This window comes from Pseudomonas sp. Cab53, assembly GCF_018325965.1.
GTDB lineage: Bacteria > Pseudomonadota > Gammaproteobacteria > Pseudomonadales > Pseudomonadaceae > Aquipseudomonas > Aquipseudomonas chlororaphis_E.
The window spans coordinates 1723713-1740998 of sequence record NZ_AP021902.1 but is presented as its reverse complement, the minus strand read 5'-3'; the positions used below and the strand labels follow the sequence as shown (position 1 = coordinate 1740998).

The window sequence follows — 17286 nt, the reverse complement described above, 5'->3', positions numbered from 1 at the left end:
GATCAGCCCTCCTTCACGGGAGCAGGCGCCGACTGACCGCTGTCTTTCAGGGCCTTGGTCACTTCCGGCGGCATGTATTTTTCATCGTGCTTGGCCAGCACTTCATCGGCCACCACCACGCCACTGGCGTTGAGCTTGCCCAGGGCGACGATGCCCTGCCCCTCGCGGAACAGATCCGGGAGGATGCCGCGATAGGTGATGGTGACGGTCTTGTTGAAATCAGTGACGTTGAAGGTCACGTCCAGCGAATCCCCGGAACGCACCAGCGACCCCTTTTCCACCATGCCACCGGCGCGGATGCGTGTGTCATGGGGCGCTTCGCCGTTGGCAATCTGGGTCGGGGTGTAGAACAGGTTGATGTTCTGCTGCAAGGCACTGAGCGCCAGGCCGACCGCGGCACCGACACCCACCAGGATCGCCAGAATGATGACAAGACGTTTTTTGCGCAGCGGATTCACTGACCGTTCTCCCGGCGCAGACGACGCGCCTCCTGTTGCAGATACCGCTTGCGGGCCAGGATCGGCACCGCCACGTTGAGGGCCAGTACCGCCAGGCAAATGCCATAGGCTGACCAGACATACAGGCCATGATGGCCCATGGCGAGGAAATCGCCGAATGAAGCGAAACTCATCGAGCGGCCTCCAGGCTGTTCTGTACTTCGGCCTTCACCCAACTGGCGCGGGCTTCGCGCTTGAGCACTTCGAGGCGCATGCGCAGCAGCAGCACCGCGCCGAAGAAACAATAGAACCCCAGCACCGTCAGCAGCAGCGGCAGCCACATTTCCACCGGCATCGCCGGCTTTTCGGTGAGGGTGAACGTCGCGCCCTGGTGCAGGGTGTTCCACCACTCCACCGAGTACTTGATGATCGGGATGTTGATCACGCCGACGATCGCCAGCACCGCGCACGCCTTGGCGGCGCTGTCACGATTGCTGATGGCGTTGCCCAGCGCAATAAGACCGAAGTACAGGAACAGCAGGATCAGCATCGACGTCAGTCGGGCATCCCAGACCCACCATGAACCCCAGGTCGGCTTGCCCCAGATGGCACCGGTGACCAGCGCAACGGCGGTCATCCAGGCGCCGATGGGCGCCGCGCATTGCAGGGCCACGTCGGCCAGCTTCATCTTCCACACCAGCCCGACCACCCCGCACACCGCCAGCATCACGTAGACGGACTGGGCCAGCATCGCCGTGGGCACATGAATGTAGATGATGCGGAAGCTGTTGCCCTGCTGGTAATCCGGCGGGGCGAAGGCCAGGCCCCAGACGATGCCGGAACCGATCAGCAGCAGAGCGGCGATGCTCAGCCAGGGCAGCAGCCTGCCGCTGATGCCATAGAACCACTTGGGTGAGCCGAGCTTGTGAAACCAGGTCCAGTTCATTGCTGTTTCCATCACGGTTGCGGCTCGCCATCACGAACCGCCGGGGCGGCCTTGACTTCCAGGGAAGTGGTCAGTTTTTGACCAGGCCTCATTATTATTCGCCGACGCTGATCTTCAGGCCAGCGGCTATTGCAAAGGGTGTCAGGGTTATCGCCAGGGCGGTCAGGCTCCCAAGCCACAGCAGATAACCCGTCGCCGGCATGCCCTGCAAAGCCGCCTGCAAGGCGCCACTGCCGAGGATCAACACCGGGATATACAGCGGCAGGATCAACAATGCCAGCAGCAGGCCGCCGCGCTTCAAACCCACCGTCAACGCCGCGCCCACCGCACCGAGCAAGCTCAGCACCGGCGTACCCAGCAGCAGCGACACCAGCAGCACCGGCATGCACGCGCTGGGCAAGCCAAGCATCATGGCCAGCAGCGGCGAGAGCAGCACCAGCGCCAACCCGGAAAAAACCCAGTGTGCCAGTACCTTGGCCAAAACCAGAAGGGCCAGGGGGTGCGACGAAAGGACCCACTGCTCGAGGGAACCGTCCTCGAAATCACTGCGGAAAAGCCCGTCCAGCGAGAGCAGGACCGATAAAAGCGCCGCCACCCAGACCAGTCCTGGCGACAAGGTTTGCAACAATTGAGTCTCCGGGCCGACGGCCAACGGGAACAATGCAATCACGATCGCGAAGAACACCAGCGGATTGGCCAATTCGGCCGGACGACGAAACAACAGCCGAGCCTCGCGGGCCAACAACAAACCGAACACACTCATACCGCCCAGGTCCCCAGGTCAATGCTGCGATAACCGGATGGCATCCGCGCCAGCGTGTGGTGAGTGGTCAACAGCACCGTGCCACCGCGCTCGCAGTGTCCGGCCAGGTGTTCCTCGAGCTGCGCCACGCCCTGCTTGTCCAGGGCGGTGAAGGGTTCGTCGAGGATCCACAGCGGCGGGCTGTCCAGATACAGCCGGGCCAGGGCCACGCGACGCTGCTGGCCGGCGGACAGGGTGTGACACGGTACGTCTTCAAAACCGCGCAAGCCCACCGTGGCCAACGCCTGCCAGATCGCCTCGCGTCCGGCCGGGCGATGCAAGGCGCAGAGCCAACTGAGGTTTTCTTCCGGGGTGAGCAGATCCTTGATCCCGGCGGCATGGCCGATCCAGAGCAGGTTGCGCGCCAGTTCGCTGCGCTGGCTCTGCAACGGCTGGCCATTGAGCAGCACCTGGCCGGCGGTGGGCTGCATCAACCCGGCCAGCAGCCGCAGCAAGCTGGTCTTGCCGCTGCCGTTGGGGCCACTGACCTGCACCATATCGCCGGGCGAGAGTCTCAATTCGAGATGTTCGAACAGCAGCCGCAAGTCTCGCTCACAAGCGAGGCCGACGGTTTGCAAAAGAGGACTGGTCAAGGGATCGCGGGCCTTATACGGTTCAAGTCGGCGGTGCAGCGGCCGTTAAAGAGATGCAGCATAGATGCATTGACGGCCTGTTCCACAGAGCTGCGTCAAACAATTGCAAGGTTTTCGCCACTCCCTGTAAGACGGGCGGCATTATACATGTCGTGCCCTGCGCGAAAGAGGGCTTTTTCCCAAGGTAAGACTGCTGATGACAGGTGACATGAACATTCAGCCGCTGCCTCAGCCCACGGCGACGACGCGTACGCCCGTGGTCAGTGGCGAGCTGCTCAAACTGCTGACGCCGGTCGAGGGCCTGATCGGTGCCGGCCAGACGGCGAGTGCCGAAGTCCTTTCGCTCAAGCAGGCCGACCAGACATTCCAGCTATTGCTCAAGGTCACCCTGGAAAGCGGCCGCCAGACCACGGTCCAGGCCACCAGCATGCAGCCGCTGCCCCAGGGCACCAGCCTGGCCGTGACCCAGCCCTCGGCCACCAACCTGGCCGTGACGGTGCAACAGGCCATCGCCTCCAGCGTCGCCACACTGACCCGCATCGACACCGCGCAAATGCCGGTCGGGACCCTGCTGCAAGGCAAGGTGCTGACCAGCCAGGCCCTGCCGCAACTGCCGGGGCAGCCGGTGGTGTACCGGTCGTTGGTGAGCCTGCTCAACACCGCCCAGGCAGGGGCCACCCTCGACATCGACAGCTCGCAGCCGCTGCGCATCGGCACATTGTTGAGCGCCCAGGTGCAAGACGCCCAGACCCTGAAGTTCGTGCCATTGAGCAACCACCAGGAGCAACTGGCGGTAAGCCAGCAACTGGCCACCCAAGTGAGCCGCCAAGGCTCGCTGGACAGCCTGATCAGCGCCTTGCAGAACCTCCCGGCCACTGACGACACCGGTGCCGAGCTGCGCGCAGCCGTGACGCGGCTGTTGGCCGGCCTGCCGGATGTCCAACAATTGAGCACGCCCAAAGGCCTGGCCCAGGCCATGGTGGCCAGCGGGGTGTTCCTGGAAAGCAAACTGCTTGCCGGGCCTGCGCTGGGTCCGGCGGCAGACATGAAAGGCGACCTGTTGAAGCTGATCGCCCAACTGACCCCGTCGCTGCCCGCCTCCACCAACCTGGGCGCCATCATCGCCGCCAACACCTTGGCCCAGGCCTTGCCCACCTTTGTGCGCAGCGCCCTGGGGATGCTCGGCCAGGTCAGCGCCAAGCCGCAACCGACCAATTTCCCCCTGCCCTCGCGGCTGCTGAAGGAGCAGGATGACGAAGGCGACCTCGAGCACCTGCTGCGCCTGGCCGCCGCTGCCGTGTCGCGCCTGCAAAGCCATCAGCTGTCGAGCCTGGAACAAACGGGGCTGACCCCCGACGGCAGGCTGATGAGCACCTGGCAACTGGAGATCCCCATGCGCAACCTGCAGGACATCGTGCCCTTGCAGGTCAAGTTTCAGCGCGAGGAAACCCCGCCTCGGGAACAACCTGACGAGCGCCGGGAAGAACGTGAACCGAAGCAGCAACTCTGGCGGGTCGAACTGGCGTTCGACATGGAGCCGCTGGGCCCCTTGCAGGTCCAGGCCCAACTGCTCAGCGGTAGCCTGTCGAGCCAGTTGTGGGCGCAGCGGCCGTACACCGCGAGCCTGATCGAGAGCAACCTGGCGACCTTGCGTGAACGCCTGCTGGACTGCGGCTTGAACGTCAGCGACCTGGACTGCCACCTCGGCATCCCGCCCCAAGGGCCCAAGACCCGACTCGAACAACGCTGGGTGGATGAAACCGCATGACAACCCACACCGAACCGCGCCAGGCCATCGCCCTCAAATACGACGGCCACCACGCCCCGACCCTCACCGCCAAGGGCGACGAAGCCCTGGCCGAGGAAATCCTGCGGATCGCCCGGGACAGCGAAGTACCGATCTATGAAAATGCCGAATTGGTGAAACTGCTGGCCAGGCTGGAACTGGGCGACAGCATCCCGGAGGAGCTGTACCGCACGATCGCCGAGATCATCGCGTTCGCCTGGAACCTGAAAGGCAAGTTCCCCAAGGGCTACGACCCGAATGCGCCGAGCCTCGAGAAAGATGTGACGGAGCGCGGGGACGACTACTGATCGACCGTGGCGAGGGAGCTTGCTCCCGCTCCGCCGGGCTGGCGCTCCAGTGCGCAGCAGCCGCAAAAAAGCGAGGGCCGCTGCGCTGCCCTGCGGCAACGATCGCCCTCGCCATGGTGATGGTGCTGGGCGCCGAACGGCTCAGCCGCCCTTGTGCAACTTGCTCATCAACTCCGCTTCGGCCTGGGTCAGGCCGCAGGCTTGGGTCAGTTCGTCGATGCTGGCACCCATGCCTACCAGGCGGGCGGCTTGGGCGAACGAGAGGGTGGAAGGGTCACGCTGCTCCAGCTGGGCGAGTTTGTCCGGCAACGGCGCGACCACGGCCCGCAGCTCATGGAGCGCTTCGCCCATGCGCACGGTGCCGTTCTGATAGTCGTCGACGCGCTTGGCCAGCTCCTTGATGCGCTGGTCACGCAGCGCATCGCCTTGGGCCTGCTGAGCAGCAACTTGTCGCTGGTCGCGTATGTACGCCACGAACATTGCCAGCGTGCCTGCCCAAAACAGGAACAGGACAATGACTGCTACCTCAAGAATCAAATCAGATACTCTCCAGTTCCGACCACTCTTCTTCGCTCATCATTTTTTCCAGCTCGACCAGGATTAGCAACTCATTGTTCTTGTTGCAGACGCCCTGGATGAACTTGGCCGACTCTTCGTTACCGACGTTAGGCGCGGTTTCGATTTCCGACTGACGCAAGTAAACCACTTCGGCCACGCTGTCGACCAGGATACCGACCACTTGCTTGTCAGCCTCGATGATCACGATACGGGTGTTGTCGTTGACCTCGGTGGAATTCAGGCCGAAACGCTGGCGGGTGTCGATCACCGTGACCACGTTGCCGCGCAGGTTGATGATCCCCAGCACGTAGCTTGGCGCACCCGGAACCGGAGCGATCTCGGTATAGCGCAGCACTTCCTGGACCCGCATCACGTTGATGCCATAGGTTTCGTTATCGAGCTTGAAGGTCACCCATTGCAAAATCGGATCTTCGGAACCCTTGAGAGACGACGCCTTATCATTCATACCCTGACCCCTCGAAAAACCGCCTTGTGGCGGCGTGTATTCTGTCCAGCGACGCTGTGCGCCACCGGTTGTGTTATTTCGGTTTCTGGACCGGCAGGCTGCCATCCAGGTGTTTTGCCCCGCCGCTGGCGATCAGCTCTGCCAGCTCGGAAACGTCCAGCAAGGCGCACATGTGCTCGATCACCGTACCGGCCAGCCATGGCCGTTGCCCTCGATGGCTGCGCCACTTGATCTCGTTCGGATCCAGGCGCAGCGAACGGCTGACCTGGTGAACCGCCAATCCCCACTCGTACCCCTGCACCGAAATCACGTATTGCAGGCCCTGGCGAAAATCGTCGCGATAACGGTCCGGCATCACCCAGCGCGCGGTATCGAGCACCTTCAGGTTACCGGCCTGGCTCGGCAGGATCCCAAGGAACCATTGCGGCTGGCCAAACAACGGCGTCAATTCCTGCCCGGCCAGGGAGTAGATCGACCCCAGGCACACCAGCGGCACCGCCAGGGTCAACCCGGCCACATCGAACAACAGGCACTCGAACGGCTCGGCGGCCCAGCTCGGGCGGTCATCGGTCGGCTCCGGCGGCGGCGGGCTGCTCGGCGGCAGGTGGACTTCCACCACCGGCGTCACCAGCCCCTGCAACAGCGGTGCAACCGTCGACACCGGCGCAAGGATCGGCGCGGGTGCGTCCATGACCTTCAGCGACGGCTTGACGAACGGTGCCTCGACCGCTGCGGCAACCACCGACGTACGGGCGTCACGAGCCTGCTCTTCGAGCACGGCCGCTTGAAACTCATCCAGCACACCTTCGGCTTCGACAGGCTCGGGCTCGGGCAACGCCTCGATCACACTCGGCGACGGTGGTAATTCTTCGGTCGCTTCCTGCAACAGCCCGTCCAGGTAGGACTGCAGGGCCAGTTGGGGACGCGAGGTCGTCTTTATCGGGCGGTTCATTGGAAAAGTCCGCCACTTGAAAAGGTTATCGGCATGAATGCTGTAGGACTTGAGCGCTCACGAGTCGGCGCAATGCCTGTAGGAAACCTCGTCACGTTAAGCCACCTGCTGCGAAACGAGTTGCTGGGCCAACAAGTGCTTGAGCAGCGCCCGGTAAGCCAGCACACCGCGGCTCTTGCCATCGAACTGCGACGGGGTCACGCCGACGCGGCTGGCGTCCCGCAAGCGCGTATCGACGGGGATGTAGCCTTGCCAGATGTCATCCGGGTACTTGTCCCGCAGAACGCGCAGCGTCCCCAGGGACGCCTGGGTACGGCGGTCGAACAGGGTCGGCACGATGTTGAACGCCAGCGATTGCTTGCGTGAGCGGTTGACCATCGCCAACGTATTGACCATGCGCTCCAGGCCCTTGACCGCCAGGTGCTCGGTTTGCACCGGGATCACCAATTGCTGGCTCGCGGCCAAGGCGTTGACCATCAACAGGCCCAGCAACGGCGGGCTGTCGATGATGGCGTAATCGAAATCCTGCCACAGCTGCGCCAGACTCTTGGCGATCACCAGGCCCAGGCCACTCTGGCCCGGCGACTGGCGCTCCAGCGTGGCCAGGGCGGTGCTCGATGGCAACAGCGAGATGCTTTCGTGGCTGGTGGACAACAGCAACTGCCCCGGCAAGCCCTCGGGCACGGTGCCCTTGTGCAGGAACAGGTCGAAGTTGCTGTGCTCCAGGCTATCGGGATCGTAGCCGAAATAGCTGGTCATCGAGCCATGGGGGTCCAGGTCGACGATGACCACGCGCTTGCCCGCCTCGGCCAGCAAGCCAGCTAGAGCGATGGAAGATGTGGTTTTACCCACACCACCTTTTTGATTGGCGACTGCCCAGACTCTCATTCGGATCGTTCCTCCCGGCCGAAACAGGCTCGACCGAGAAATAGCTCGGTTATAAAGCGGGTGACGGAGAATTGACGGCGCTCCGCTGTCCCGGCGACTTGACCGCAGCCGGTGCAGTTTGTGTGCCAGCACGCTTCAACGCCGCATCCGGTGTTGCGTTGGCCGTCCCTGTACCGGTCAGGCTACGGCGCACATCAAGGTTGCGCGACACCACCAGCACCACGCGACGGTTGCGCGCACGGCCTTCGGCGGTGGCGTTGTTGGCCACCGGCTGGAACTCGCCATAGCCCACCGACGCCAGGCGACCGGGGTTCACGCCCTGCATCGCCAGCATGCGGACAATGCTGGCCGAACGGGCCGAGGACAGCTCCCAGTTGGTCGGGTACTGCGCGGTCCGGATCGGCTGGTCGTCCGTAAAGCCTTCGACATGGACCGGGTTGTCGAACGGCTTCAGGATCGCCGCCACCTTGTCGATGATGTTGAAGGCCATGTCGCTGGGCATTGCGTCGCCGCTGCCGAACAACAGGCTGGAATTGAGTTCGATCTCGACCCACAACTCGTTGCCGCGCACGGTCATCTGATTGGAATTGATCAGGTCACCGAATGCCGCGCTGATGTCGTCGGCAATGCTTTTCAATGGATCGCTGCCACCGGCGATGCCGGCATCGACCTGCTCGGAATCCTTGACCAGCGGCTGGGCCGGGGTCGTGGTCTTGGGCCGCTCTTCGCCAATGGGGATGGGCTTGAGGGCGCGATCAGAGTCGGTGAAGACGCCGATCAGGGCCTCGGAAATGACCTTGTACTTGCCTTCGTTGACCGACGAGATCGAATACATGACCACGAAAAAGGCGAACAGCAGCGTGATGAAGTCAGCGTAGGAAACCAGCCAGCGTTCATGGTTGACGTGTTCTTCAGTGTGCCTGCGACGGGCCATGGTCCATTACCCCCATTAATCCATGAAGCCCTGGAGCTTCAACTCAATGGAGCGTGGGTTTTCACCCTCGGCGATCGACAGGATCCCTTCCAGCAGCATTTCGCGGTAGCGCGACTGGCGCAATGCGATGGACTTGAGCTTGGCGGCAATCGGCAGCAACACCAGGTTGGCGCTCGCCACGCCGTAGATCGTGGCAACGAAGGCCACGGCGATGCCGCTGCCCAGTTGCGATGGGTCGGCCAGATTGCCCATCACGTGGATCAAGCCCATCACCGCACCGATGATGCCGATGGTCGGCGCGTAGCCGCCCATGCTTTCGAACACCTTGGCCGCTTCGATGTCGCGGGCTTCCTGGGTGTAGAAATCCACCTCCAGGATGCTGCGGATGGCTTCCGGCTCGGCACCGTCCACCAGCAATTGCAGGCCTTTGCGCGAGTAGCTGTCGGGTTCGGCGTCGGCCACCCCTTCCAGGCCCAGCAAGCCTTCCTTGCGCGCGGTCAGGCTCCAGTTCACCACCCGGTCGATGCCGCCGGCCAGGTCGACACGCGGCGGAAACAGGATCCAGACCAGCACCTGAATCGCCCGTTTGAATGCACTCATGGGCGATTGCAGCAGCGCCGCGCCAATGGTGCCACCGAGCACGATCAACGCAGCCGGGCCATTGGCCAGGGCACCGAGATGCCCGCCTTCCAGGTAGTTGCCACCGATGATGGCGACGAACGCCATGATGATGCCGATCAGGCTGAGCACATCCATTACAGGCATGCCTCGACCAGGTGTCGACCTATGTCATCCAGGCTGTACACCGCGTCGGCGAGATCGGCTTTCACGATGGCCATCGGCATGCCGTAGATCACGCAACTGGCTTCGTCCTGGGCCCAGATCGCACTGCCGCCCTGTTTGAGCAGGCGTGCGCCCTCGCGCCCGTCGGCGCCCATGCCGGTGAGCACCACCGCCAGAACTTTGTCACCGTAGGACTTGGCCGCCGAACCGAAGGTAATGTCCACGCACGGCTTGTAGTTCAGCCGCTCGTCGCCCGGCAGGATTTTCACCGCGCCACGCCCGTCGACCATCATCTGTTTGCCACCCGGCGCCAGCAACGCCAGGCCTGGACGCAGGATGTCACCATCCTCGGCTTCCTTGACGCTGATGTTGCACAGCTTGTCCAGGCGCTCCGCGAAGGCCTTGGTGAACGCCGCGGGCATGTGCTGGATCAGCACGATGGGGGCCGGGAAATTGGCCGGCAATTGGGTCAGGACCCGTTGCAGCGCCACCGGGCCGCCCGTAGACGTACCGATCGCGACCAGCTTGTAGGCTTTGCGCTTGGGCGCCGCCGAAGAGGCGCTGGCCGGGGCCGAACGAGTGGGGGCCGGTGCCGGTGCACTGCGCACCGGTGGCGGGTTGAAGCTGCTCGAAGCGCTTGGCGTCGGCGCAGGGCTTGGCGCGGCGACAGCGGCCGGTGCCGGGGCGCTGTAGCCACCGACGCGGCGGTTGCTGCGCGAAATGCTGTGGACCTTCTCGCACAGCAACTGCCGGACCTTGTCGGGGTTGCGCGAGATGTCTTCGAAGTTTTTCGGCAGGAAATCCACGGCCCCGGCGTCCAGCGCATCGAGGGTCACCCGGGCGCCTTCGTGGGTCAGGGACGAGAACATCAATACCGGAGTCGGGCAGCGCTGCATGATGTGGCGCACGGCCGTGATGCCATCCATCATCGGCATCTCGTAGTCCATGGTGATCACATCCGGCTTGAGTGCCAGGGCCTGATCGATCGCCTCTTTGCCGTTGGTTGCCGTACCGACAACCTGGATACTCGTATCAGCCGAAAGAATTTCCGAGACGCGGCGGCGAAAAAAACCCGAATCGTCCACCACCAGGACTTTAACTACCATAAACACTCCGTTAGACGAGGCGCGGCCATGGACCGCCCTCCTCCAGAATCAAATACGCCGGGCGGCGTAGCGCTTGAGCATGCTGGGCACATCGAGAATCAGTGCGATACGGCCGTCGCCGGTGATGGTGGCGCCGGACATGCCCGGGGTGCCCTGGAGCATCTTGCCCAACGGCTTGATGACCACTTCTTCCTGGCCCACCAACTGATCGACGACGAAGCCGATCCGCTGGGTGCCCACCGAAAGGATCACCACGTGGCCTTCGCCCTGCTCCTCGTGCGCCGCCGAACTGACCAGCCAGCGCTTGAGGTAGAACAGCGGCAATGCCTTGTCCCGTACGATCACCACTTCCTGGCCGTCCACCACGTTGGTGCGCGACAGGTCGAGGTGGAAGATTTCGTTGACGTTCACCAGCGGGAAGGCGAACGCCTGGTTGCCCAGCATCACCATCAGGGTCGGCATGATCGCCAGGGTCAACGGGACCTTGATGACGATCTTCGAGCCCTGGCCCTTGGTCGAGTAGATATTGATCGAACCGTTGAGCTGGGAAATCTTGGTTTTCACCACGTCCATGCCCACGCCACGGCCCGACACGTCGGAGATCTCGGTCTTGGTGGAGAAGCCCGGGGCAAAGATCAGGTTGTAGCACTCGGTGTCGCTGAGGCGGTCGGCGGCATCCTTGTCCATCACGCCGCGTTTCACCGCGATGGAGCGCAACACGTTCGGGTCCATGCCCTTGCCGTCGTCGGAGATCGACAACAGGATGTGGTCGCCCTCCTGCTCGGCGGCCAGGATCACCCTGCCACTGCGGACCTTGCCCGCTTCTTCTCGCTCCTGCGGCGACTCGATACCGTGGTCGACCGCGTTGCGCACCAAGTGAACCAGCGGGTCGGCCAGGGCCTCGACAAGGTTCTTGTCGAGGTCGGTTTCTTCACCCACCAGTTCCAGGTTGATTTCTTTCTTGAGCTGTCGCGCCAGGTCGCGAACCAGGCGCGGGAAGCGCCCGAAGACTTTCTTGATCGGCTGCATCCGGGTCTTCATGACCGCGGTCTGCAGGTCGGCCGTGACCACGTCGAGGTTCGACACGGCCTTGGACATGGCTTCGTCCTGGCTGTTGAGGCCCAGGCGCACCAGGCGGTTACGCACCAGCACCAGTTCGCCGACCATGTTCATGATCTCGTCCAGGCGTGCGGTGTCGACCCGAACGGTGGTCTCGGCTTCGCTGGCTGGTTTTTCCGCTGGCGGCGCCGACGCGGCACGAGCCGGTGCTGGCGCGGCCGCAGCGGCTGGCTTGGCCGCGGGCGCAGGTGTCTCGGCCTTTGGCTCCGGCGCCTTGGCAGCCGGTTTCGGCGCGGCCTTGGCCACCGGTGCAGCCGTCGCAGCGCCAGCCCCCGTAGCGGAAGCCGTGCCGACTTCGGTGAATTTGCCTTTGCCGTGCAACTCGTCCAGCAGCGACTCGAATTCGTGGTCGCTGATCAGGTCGCTGCCGGCCGCAGCGGCGGCAGGTTGCGCCGGGCTTGGCGCCGAAGCGATGGCCGAATCCAGGGCGTCGACGGCAAAGGTACCCTTGCCATGCAACTGATCGAGCAAGGCTTCGAATTCGTCGTCGGTGATGTCCGAGTTGTCGCCCGCCGCTTTCGGGGCGGCCGGGGCCGCCGCAGGCGCGACGGCATCGACGGCGAACTGGCCCTTGCCATGCAACTGGTCGAGCAACGACTCGAACTCGGCGTCGGTGATTTCATCGCTGGCAGCGGCATCGCCCGCCGGTGCGGCAGCCGGAGCCGCCGGCGCCTCGGCCTGGGCCTTGGCGGCGCTCAGGGAGTCCAGCAGTTGTTCGAATTCGTTATCGGTGATGTCGCCCGATTCCTCGGCGACGGGTTCCTCGACGGCCGGTTCTTCAATGACCGGCTCGGCCACGGCAGCGGTTTCATCCGCCGACTGAGGCTCGGCCAGGCGCGACAGCGCAGCGAGCAGCTCAGGCGTGGCAGGGGTAATCGGCGAGCGCTCGCGCACTTCGCTGAACATGCTGTTGACCGCATCCAGCGCTTCAAGCACCACGTCCATCAGCTCCGAATCAACGCGACGCTCACCCTTGCGCAGGATGTCGAACACGTTTTCGGCAATGTGACAGCACTCCACCAGCTCGTTGAGCTGGAGGAAGCCGGCGCCTCCTTTTACAGTGTGGAAACCGCGAAAAATTGCGTTGAGCAGATCCGCATCATCCGGCCGGCTTTCCAGCTCGACCAATTGCTCGGACAGTTGCTCAAGAATCTCGCCAGCCTCAACCAGGAAATCCTGAAGGATCTCTTCATCGGCGCCGAAGCTCATTAATGGGGTGCTCCTAAAACAGGCTAAAATCCAAGGCTGGACAGCAAATCGTCCACATCGTCCTGACCGGACACAACGTCTTCTCTTTTATCGGCATGAATTTGCGGACCTTCACCCTGAGAGAGATGTTTTTGTGGATCTTTTTCAGCAAGCATCGCTTCACGGTCGTGTTCGATGCCCGCAAAGCGGTCGACTTGGCTGGCCATCAACACCAGCTTGAGCAAATTGCTTTCCACTTCGGTAACCAGTTGGGTCACGCGCTTGATCACCTGGCCGGTCAGGTCCTGATAGTCCTGGGCCAACAAGATGTCGTTGAGGTTGCTGGCGACGGCGCGGTTTTCGCTGCTGCTGCGCGTCAGGAAACCGTCGACCCGGCGGGCCAACTCGCGAAACTCCTCGGCCCCCACCTCGCGACGCATGAACCGACCCCAGTCGGTGCTCAAGGCCTGGGCTTCCTCGCTCAGGCCATTGACCAGCGGCGTGGCGCTCTCCACCAAATCCATGGTGCGGTTGGCCGCCGCTTCGGTCAGCTTGACCACATACCCCAGGCGCTCGGTGGCGTCGGTGATCTGCGAGACTTCCTCGGCCTGCGGCATGCGCGGGTCGATCTGGAAATTGACAATCGCGCTGTGCAATTCACGCGTGAGCTTGCCCACTTCCAGATACAGACCACGGTCACGGGTCTGGTTGAGCTCATGGATCATTTGAACCGCATCGCCAAAACGGCCTTTTTCGAGGCTTTCGACCAGTTCACGGGCATGTTTTTTCAGGGTCGATTCGAAATCGCCCATTGAAGATTCGTTATCCATAGCTCCCCCCGGGGCGCCGTTAGCCGATGCGTTCGAAGATTTTTTCGATCTTCTCTTTCAACGCCTGGGCCGTGAAGGGTTTGACCACGTAGCCGTTCACACCGGCCTGGGCCGCTTCGATGATCTGCTCGCGCTTGGCTTCGGCGGTGACCATCAGCACGGGAAGGTGCTTGAGTTTTTCATCAGCGCGCACCTGGCGCAGCAGGTCGATGCCGGTCATGCCGGGCATGTTCCAGTCGGTGACCAGAAAATCGAAGTTGCCACTGTGCAACATCGGGAGCGCAGTGGTCCCGTCATCTGCTTCGGCCGTGTTGGTGAACCCAAGGTCACGCAACAGGTTTTTAATGATCCGCCGCATCGTTGAGAAGTCATCAACGATGAGGATTTTCATGTTCTTGTCCAATTCGACCTCCAAGCAGTCTTAAACGCGTCCAGCACCTGAACGCGCCATTTCAATCAATCCGGCACAACGCTCGACAACAGCGCGCAGCACAACGGGTGAGACCGTGCAGTACCTGCCAGCCTCGTTCGCAGCGCCCCCGCACTGCGTATCAGCGCGCTCGCCATTCCCCCAAACGCCCCCGCAAACGGGCTGCGCACTGGCTGTGTAACTGGCTGACCCGCGATTCGCTGACCCCCAGGACCTCACCGATTTCCTTGAGGTTCAGCTCTTCGTCGTAGTACAGCGCCAAGACCAGTCGCTCACGCTCCGGCAAATTGGCAATCGCTTCGGCCAGCGCGCTCTGGAAGCGTTCATCTTCCAGGTCACGCGATGGCTCCATGTGAGCACTCGCGCCATCCTCGTGCAGCCCTTCATGCTCGCCGTCCTGCAACAGGTCGTCGAAACTGAACAGGCGGCTGCCCAAGGTATCGTTCAAAATCCCGTAATAATCATCGAGACTCAACTGGAGTTCGGCCGCAACCTCGTGATCTTTAGCGTCACGCCCGGTTTTAGCTTCAATCGCACGGATCGCATCGCTCACCATGCGGGTGTTGCGGTGCACCGAACGCGGTGCCCAATCGCCCTTGCGGACCTCATCGAGCATCGCGCCGCGGATACGGATACCGGCGTAGGTCTCGAAACTGGCGCCCTTGCTCGCGTCGTATTTGTTCGACACTTCGAGCAGGCCGATCATGCCGGCCTGGATCAGGTCCTCGACCTGGACACTGGCCGGCAGCCGCGCCAGCAAGTGATAGGCGATACGCTTGACCAGGGGCGCGTAACGCTCGATCAACTCGTACTGGGCGTCCCGTGCCGATTTCTTGTAGAGGTGGTTGTAACTGCTGGCTGTCATAGCACGGGCCCTGCTGTTTGTTGCACGAGACGCTCGACGAAAAATTCCAGATGCCCGCGCGGGTTGGCCGGCAGCGGCCAGCTATCGACCTTCTGGGCGATTGCCTTGAACGCCAGCGCACATTTGGAACGTGGAAAAGCTTCATAGACGGCACGTTGCTTCTGGACGGCCTTGCGGACACTTTCGTCGTAGGGCACGGCGCCGACGTATTGTAGGGCGACATCCAGGAAGCGATCCGTGACCTTGGTCAGCTTGGCGAACAGATTGCGTCCCTCCTGCGGGCTCTGCGCCATGTTGGCCAGGACGCGGAAGCGGTTCATGCCGTAGTCGCGGTTCAGCAGCTTGATCAGGGCATAGGCGTCGGTGATGGAAGTCGGTTCATCGCAGACCACCAGCAGCACTTCCTGGGCGGCCCGCACGAAACTGACGACCGAGTCACCGATGCCGGCCGCGGTGTCGATTACCAGCACATCGAGGTTGTCGCCGATGTCGCTGAACGCCTGGATCAGGCCCGCGTGCTGGGCCGGGGTCAGGTGAACCATGCTCTGGGTGCCGGAGGCGGCCGGCACGATGCGAATCCCGCCAGGCCCTTGCAACAGTACGTCGCGCAGTTCACAGCGGCCTTCGATCACGTCCGCCAGCGTGCGCTTTGGGGTTAGCCCCAGCAACACGTCGACGTTCGCCAGGCCCAGGTCGGCGTCCAGCAGCATGACCCGTCGGCCAAGCTCTGCCAGAGCCAGGGACAAGTTCACTGACACGTTAGTCTTCCCGACGCCACCTTTGCCGCCGGTCACCGCGATCACCTGTACGGGATGCATGCTGCCCATGTTCGTTCTTTACCTTGTCTTACTTAGACGGAGGCCACATTACTGGCTGCGCGTTCACACGGAACAATGCATGGCAGACCATCGATGTAGGTACAAAAAATACTCATGATAACCTCAGCCGACCTGTTTGGATGGGCTGTGGTAGATATCAGCGAACATGTCAGCCATGGCTTCTTCGCTGGGTTCTTCCTGCATTTGCACACTCACGGCACGACTGACCAGTTGATGACGGCGCGGCAGATGCAGATCATCCGGGATCCGCGGCCCGTCGGTCAGGTAGGCCACCGGCAGTTCATGACCGATCGCCAGGCTCAACACCTCGCCCAGGCTTGCCGTTTCGTCCAGCTTAGTCAGGATGCAGCCGGCCAGCCCGCAGCGCTTGTAGCTGTGGTATGCGGCGGTTAGAACCTGTTTCTGGCTGGTGGTTGCCAACACGAGATAATTTTTTGACTTGATACCGCGCCCGGCCAGGCTCTCGAGCTGCAGGCGCAGGGCCGGATCGCTGGCTTGCAGGCCGGCGGTATCGATCAGCACGACGCGCTTGCGCAGCAAAGGCTCCAGCGCCTGGGCCAGGGACTGGCCCGGGTCCACGTGGGTCACCGACACATTGAGGATACGGCCCAGGGTCTTGAGTTGCTCCTGGGCTCCGATGCGGAAGCTGTCCATGCTCACCAGCGCAATGCTCTGGGCACCGTACTTGAGTACATAACGGGCGGCGAGCTTGGCCAGGGTGGTGGTCTTGCCCATGCCGGCAGGACCGACCATGGCAATCACCCCGCCCTCTTCCAGTGGCTCGACGTCCGGCGTGGCGATCATACGCGCCAGGTGTGCCAACAGCATGCGCCAAGCCTGGCGAGGCTCTTCGATCCCATTGATCAGTGCCAGCAGGTCGCGGGACAACGGACCGGACAGACCGATGCGTTGCAGGCGACGCCACAGGTTGGCCTGGGCCGGACGGCTGCCTTGCAACTGGTTCCAGGCCAGGGAGCCGAGCTGGACTTCCATCAGTTCGCGCAGGCTGTTGAGTTCAAAGCGCATCGAGTCCAGGGCACGCGGGTCGACCCCACGGGCTGGCGCGGCGGGCGCTGGCGCCGGCCGACGCGGCTCGGCCTGGGTAGGCTCGATCAGCGGTTCAGCGGCAGTCAGCGGCAGGCCGGCGGTCAGTGGCTGACCGGCGAACAATTGACGATTGGTGCCTGGCGCGGCCTCGCCTTCGCTGCTGCGCAGGCTCAGTTCGGCCTGGGCACTGGCGATGCGCGATTGGGTCTTGCGCAGCTCGTCCTCGAGTTCCATGTTCGGAACACGCGGGGCCAGCGCCGACAATTTGTAGTCCAGAGCCGCTGTCAGCTCGACACCGCCGGCGATCCGGCGATTACCGATGATGGCTGCTTCGGCGCCCAGCTCGTCACGAACCAGCTTCATGGCCTGACGCATATCGGCGGCGAAAAAACGCTTCACTTGCATAAAC

General features: G+C 62.8%; 20 protein-coding genes. 2 read left to right on the top strand and 18 right to left on the bottom strand.

Annotated elements, in window-relative coordinates; all coding sequences use genetic code 11:
• Positions 1-2 precede the first annotated feature (2 nt).
• From ccmE to ccmA, 5 genes are all read right to left on the bottom strand, one after another.
• Entirely contained in the window at positions 3-458 is a 456-nt protein-coding gene (gene ccmE / locus KI241_RS07605; RefSeq protein WP_042729136.1) for a cytochrome c maturation protein CcmE, read from the bottom strand.
• Positions 455-631 (bottom strand): heme exporter protein CcmD, encoded by a 177-nt coding sequence (gene ccmD / locus KI241_RS07600; protein WP_042729135.1) that lies wholly within the window; start codon positions 629-631, stop codon positions 455-457. Before ccmD ends, ccmE begins: the two co-directional genes overlap by 4 nt.
• Complete coding sequence (locus KI241_RS07595) at positions 628-1383, bottom strand: heme ABC transporter permease (RefSeq protein ID WP_042729134.1); 756 nt, start codon at positions 1381-1383, stop codon at positions 628-630. The genes ccmD and KI241_RS07595 overlap by 4 nt, the downstream gene beginning before the upstream one ends.
• 94 nt (positions 1384-1477) lie before the next feature.
• Complete coding sequence (ccmB, locus tag KI241_RS07590; RefSeq protein ID WP_042729133.1) at positions 1478-2146, bottom strand: heme exporter protein CcmB; 669 nt, start codon at positions 2144-2146, stop codon at positions 1478-1480.
• Positions 2143-2778, bottom strand: coding sequence for a cytochrome c biogenesis heme-transporting ATPase CcmA (ccmA, locus tag KI241_RS07585; protein ID WP_047737618.1), 636 nt, complete (start codon positions 2776-2778; stop codon positions 2143-2145). The genes ccmB and ccmA overlap by 4 nt, the downstream gene beginning before the upstream one ends.
• A gap of 196 nt (positions 2779-2974) precedes the next feature.
• Here ccmA and KI241_RS07580 point away from each other — a divergent pair, with 196 nt between their 5' ends.
• Positions 2975-4546, top strand: coding sequence for a flagellar hook-length control protein FliK (locus KI241_RS07580; protein WP_212803521.1), 1572 nt, complete (start codon positions 2975-2977; stop codon positions 4544-4546).
• Positions 4543-4872: an EscU/YscU/HrcU family type III secretion system export apparatus switch protein gene (locus KI241_RS07575; RefSeq protein ID WP_042729130.1), complete on the top strand. Its 330-nt coding sequence runs from the start codon at positions 4543-4545 to the stop codon at positions 4870-4872. The genes KI241_RS07580 and KI241_RS07575 overlap by 4 nt, the downstream gene beginning before the upstream one ends.
• A gap of 141 nt (positions 4873-5013) precedes the next feature.
• Here KI241_RS07575 and KI241_RS07570 read toward each other — a convergent pair whose 3' ends face one another.
• From KI241_RS07570 to flhF, 13 genes are all read right to left on the bottom strand, one after another.
• Positions 5014-5409, bottom strand: coding sequence for a DUF2802 domain-containing protein (locus tag KI241_RS07570; protein ID WP_042729129.1), 396 nt, complete (start codon positions 5407-5409; stop codon positions 5014-5016).
• A 1-nt stretch (position 5410) separates the two neighbouring features.
• Entirely contained in the window at positions 5411-5896 is a 486-nt protein-coding gene (locus tag KI241_RS07565) for a chemotaxis protein CheW (protein ID WP_024778681.1), read from the bottom strand.
• Positions 5897-5969: 73 nt separating this feature from the next.
• The gene (locus KI241_RS07560) at positions 5970-6848 is read right to left on the bottom strand and encodes a CheW domain-containing protein (protein ID WP_042729128.1); all 879 of its coding nucleotides are present in this window, start codon (positions 6846-6848) and stop codon (positions 5970-5972) included.
• Positions 6849-6944: 96 nt separating this feature from the next.
• Positions 6945-7736 (bottom strand): ParA family protein, encoded by a 792-nt coding sequence (locus KI241_RS07555; protein ID WP_042729127.1) that lies wholly within the window; start codon positions 7734-7736, stop codon positions 6945-6947.
• A gap of 49 nt (positions 7737-7785) precedes the next feature.
• Positions 7786-8670 (bottom strand): flagellar motor protein MotD, encoded by an 885-nt coding sequence (gene motD / locus KI241_RS07550; protein WP_042729126.1) that lies wholly within the window; start codon positions 8668-8670, stop codon positions 7786-7788.
• Positions 8671-8685: 15 nt separating this feature from the next.
• The gene (locus tag KI241_RS07545) at positions 8686-9426 is read right to left on the bottom strand and encodes a flagellar motor protein (RefSeq protein ID WP_042729125.1); all 741 of its coding nucleotides are present in this window, start codon (positions 9424-9426) and stop codon (positions 8686-8688) included.
• On the bottom strand, positions 9426-10559 hold the full coding sequence (locus tag KI241_RS07540) for a chemotaxis response regulator protein-glutamate methylesterase (RefSeq protein WP_123578560.1): 1134 nt from the start codon (positions 10557-10559) through the stop codon (positions 9426-9428). Before KI241_RS07540 ends, KI241_RS07545 begins: the two co-directional genes overlap by 1 nt.
• Before the next feature lie 48 nt (positions 10560-10607).
• Positions 10608-12887 carry a chemotaxis protein CheA gene (locus tag KI241_RS07535; protein ID WP_042729123.1) on the bottom strand — a complete coding sequence of 760 codons (2280 nt, stop codon included), beginning with the start codon at positions 12885-12887 and terminating at the stop codon, positions 10608-10610.
• A 23-nt stretch (positions 12888-12910) separates the two neighbouring features.
• Entirely contained in the window at positions 12911-13696 is a 786-nt protein-coding gene (locus tag KI241_RS07530) for a protein phosphatase CheZ (protein WP_042729122.1), read from the bottom strand.
• A gap of 19 nt (positions 13697-13715) precedes the next feature.
• Positions 13716-14087, bottom strand: coding sequence for a chemotaxis response regulator CheY (locus KI241_RS07525; protein WP_003199125.1), 372 nt, complete (start codon positions 14085-14087; stop codon positions 13716-13718).
• A gap of 160 nt (positions 14088-14247) precedes the next feature.
• Complete coding sequence (fliA, locus tag KI241_RS07520) at positions 14248-14991, bottom strand: RNA polymerase sigma factor FliA (RefSeq protein WP_042729121.1); 744 nt, start codon at positions 14989-14991, stop codon at positions 14248-14250.
• Entirely contained in the window at positions 14988-15818 is an 831-nt protein-coding gene (gene fleN, locus KI241_RS07515; RefSeq protein ID WP_042729120.1) for a flagellar synthesis regulator FleN, read from the bottom strand. Before fleN ends, fliA begins: the two co-directional genes overlap by 4 nt.
• A 114-nt stretch (positions 15819-15932) precedes the next feature.
• Positions 15933-17282, bottom strand: a complete 1350-nt coding sequence (gene flhF / locus KI241_RS07510) for a flagellar biosynthesis protein FlhF (protein ID WP_042729119.1) — start codon at positions 17280-17282, stop codon at positions 15933-15935.
• Positions 17283-17286: the final 4 nt, after the last annotated feature.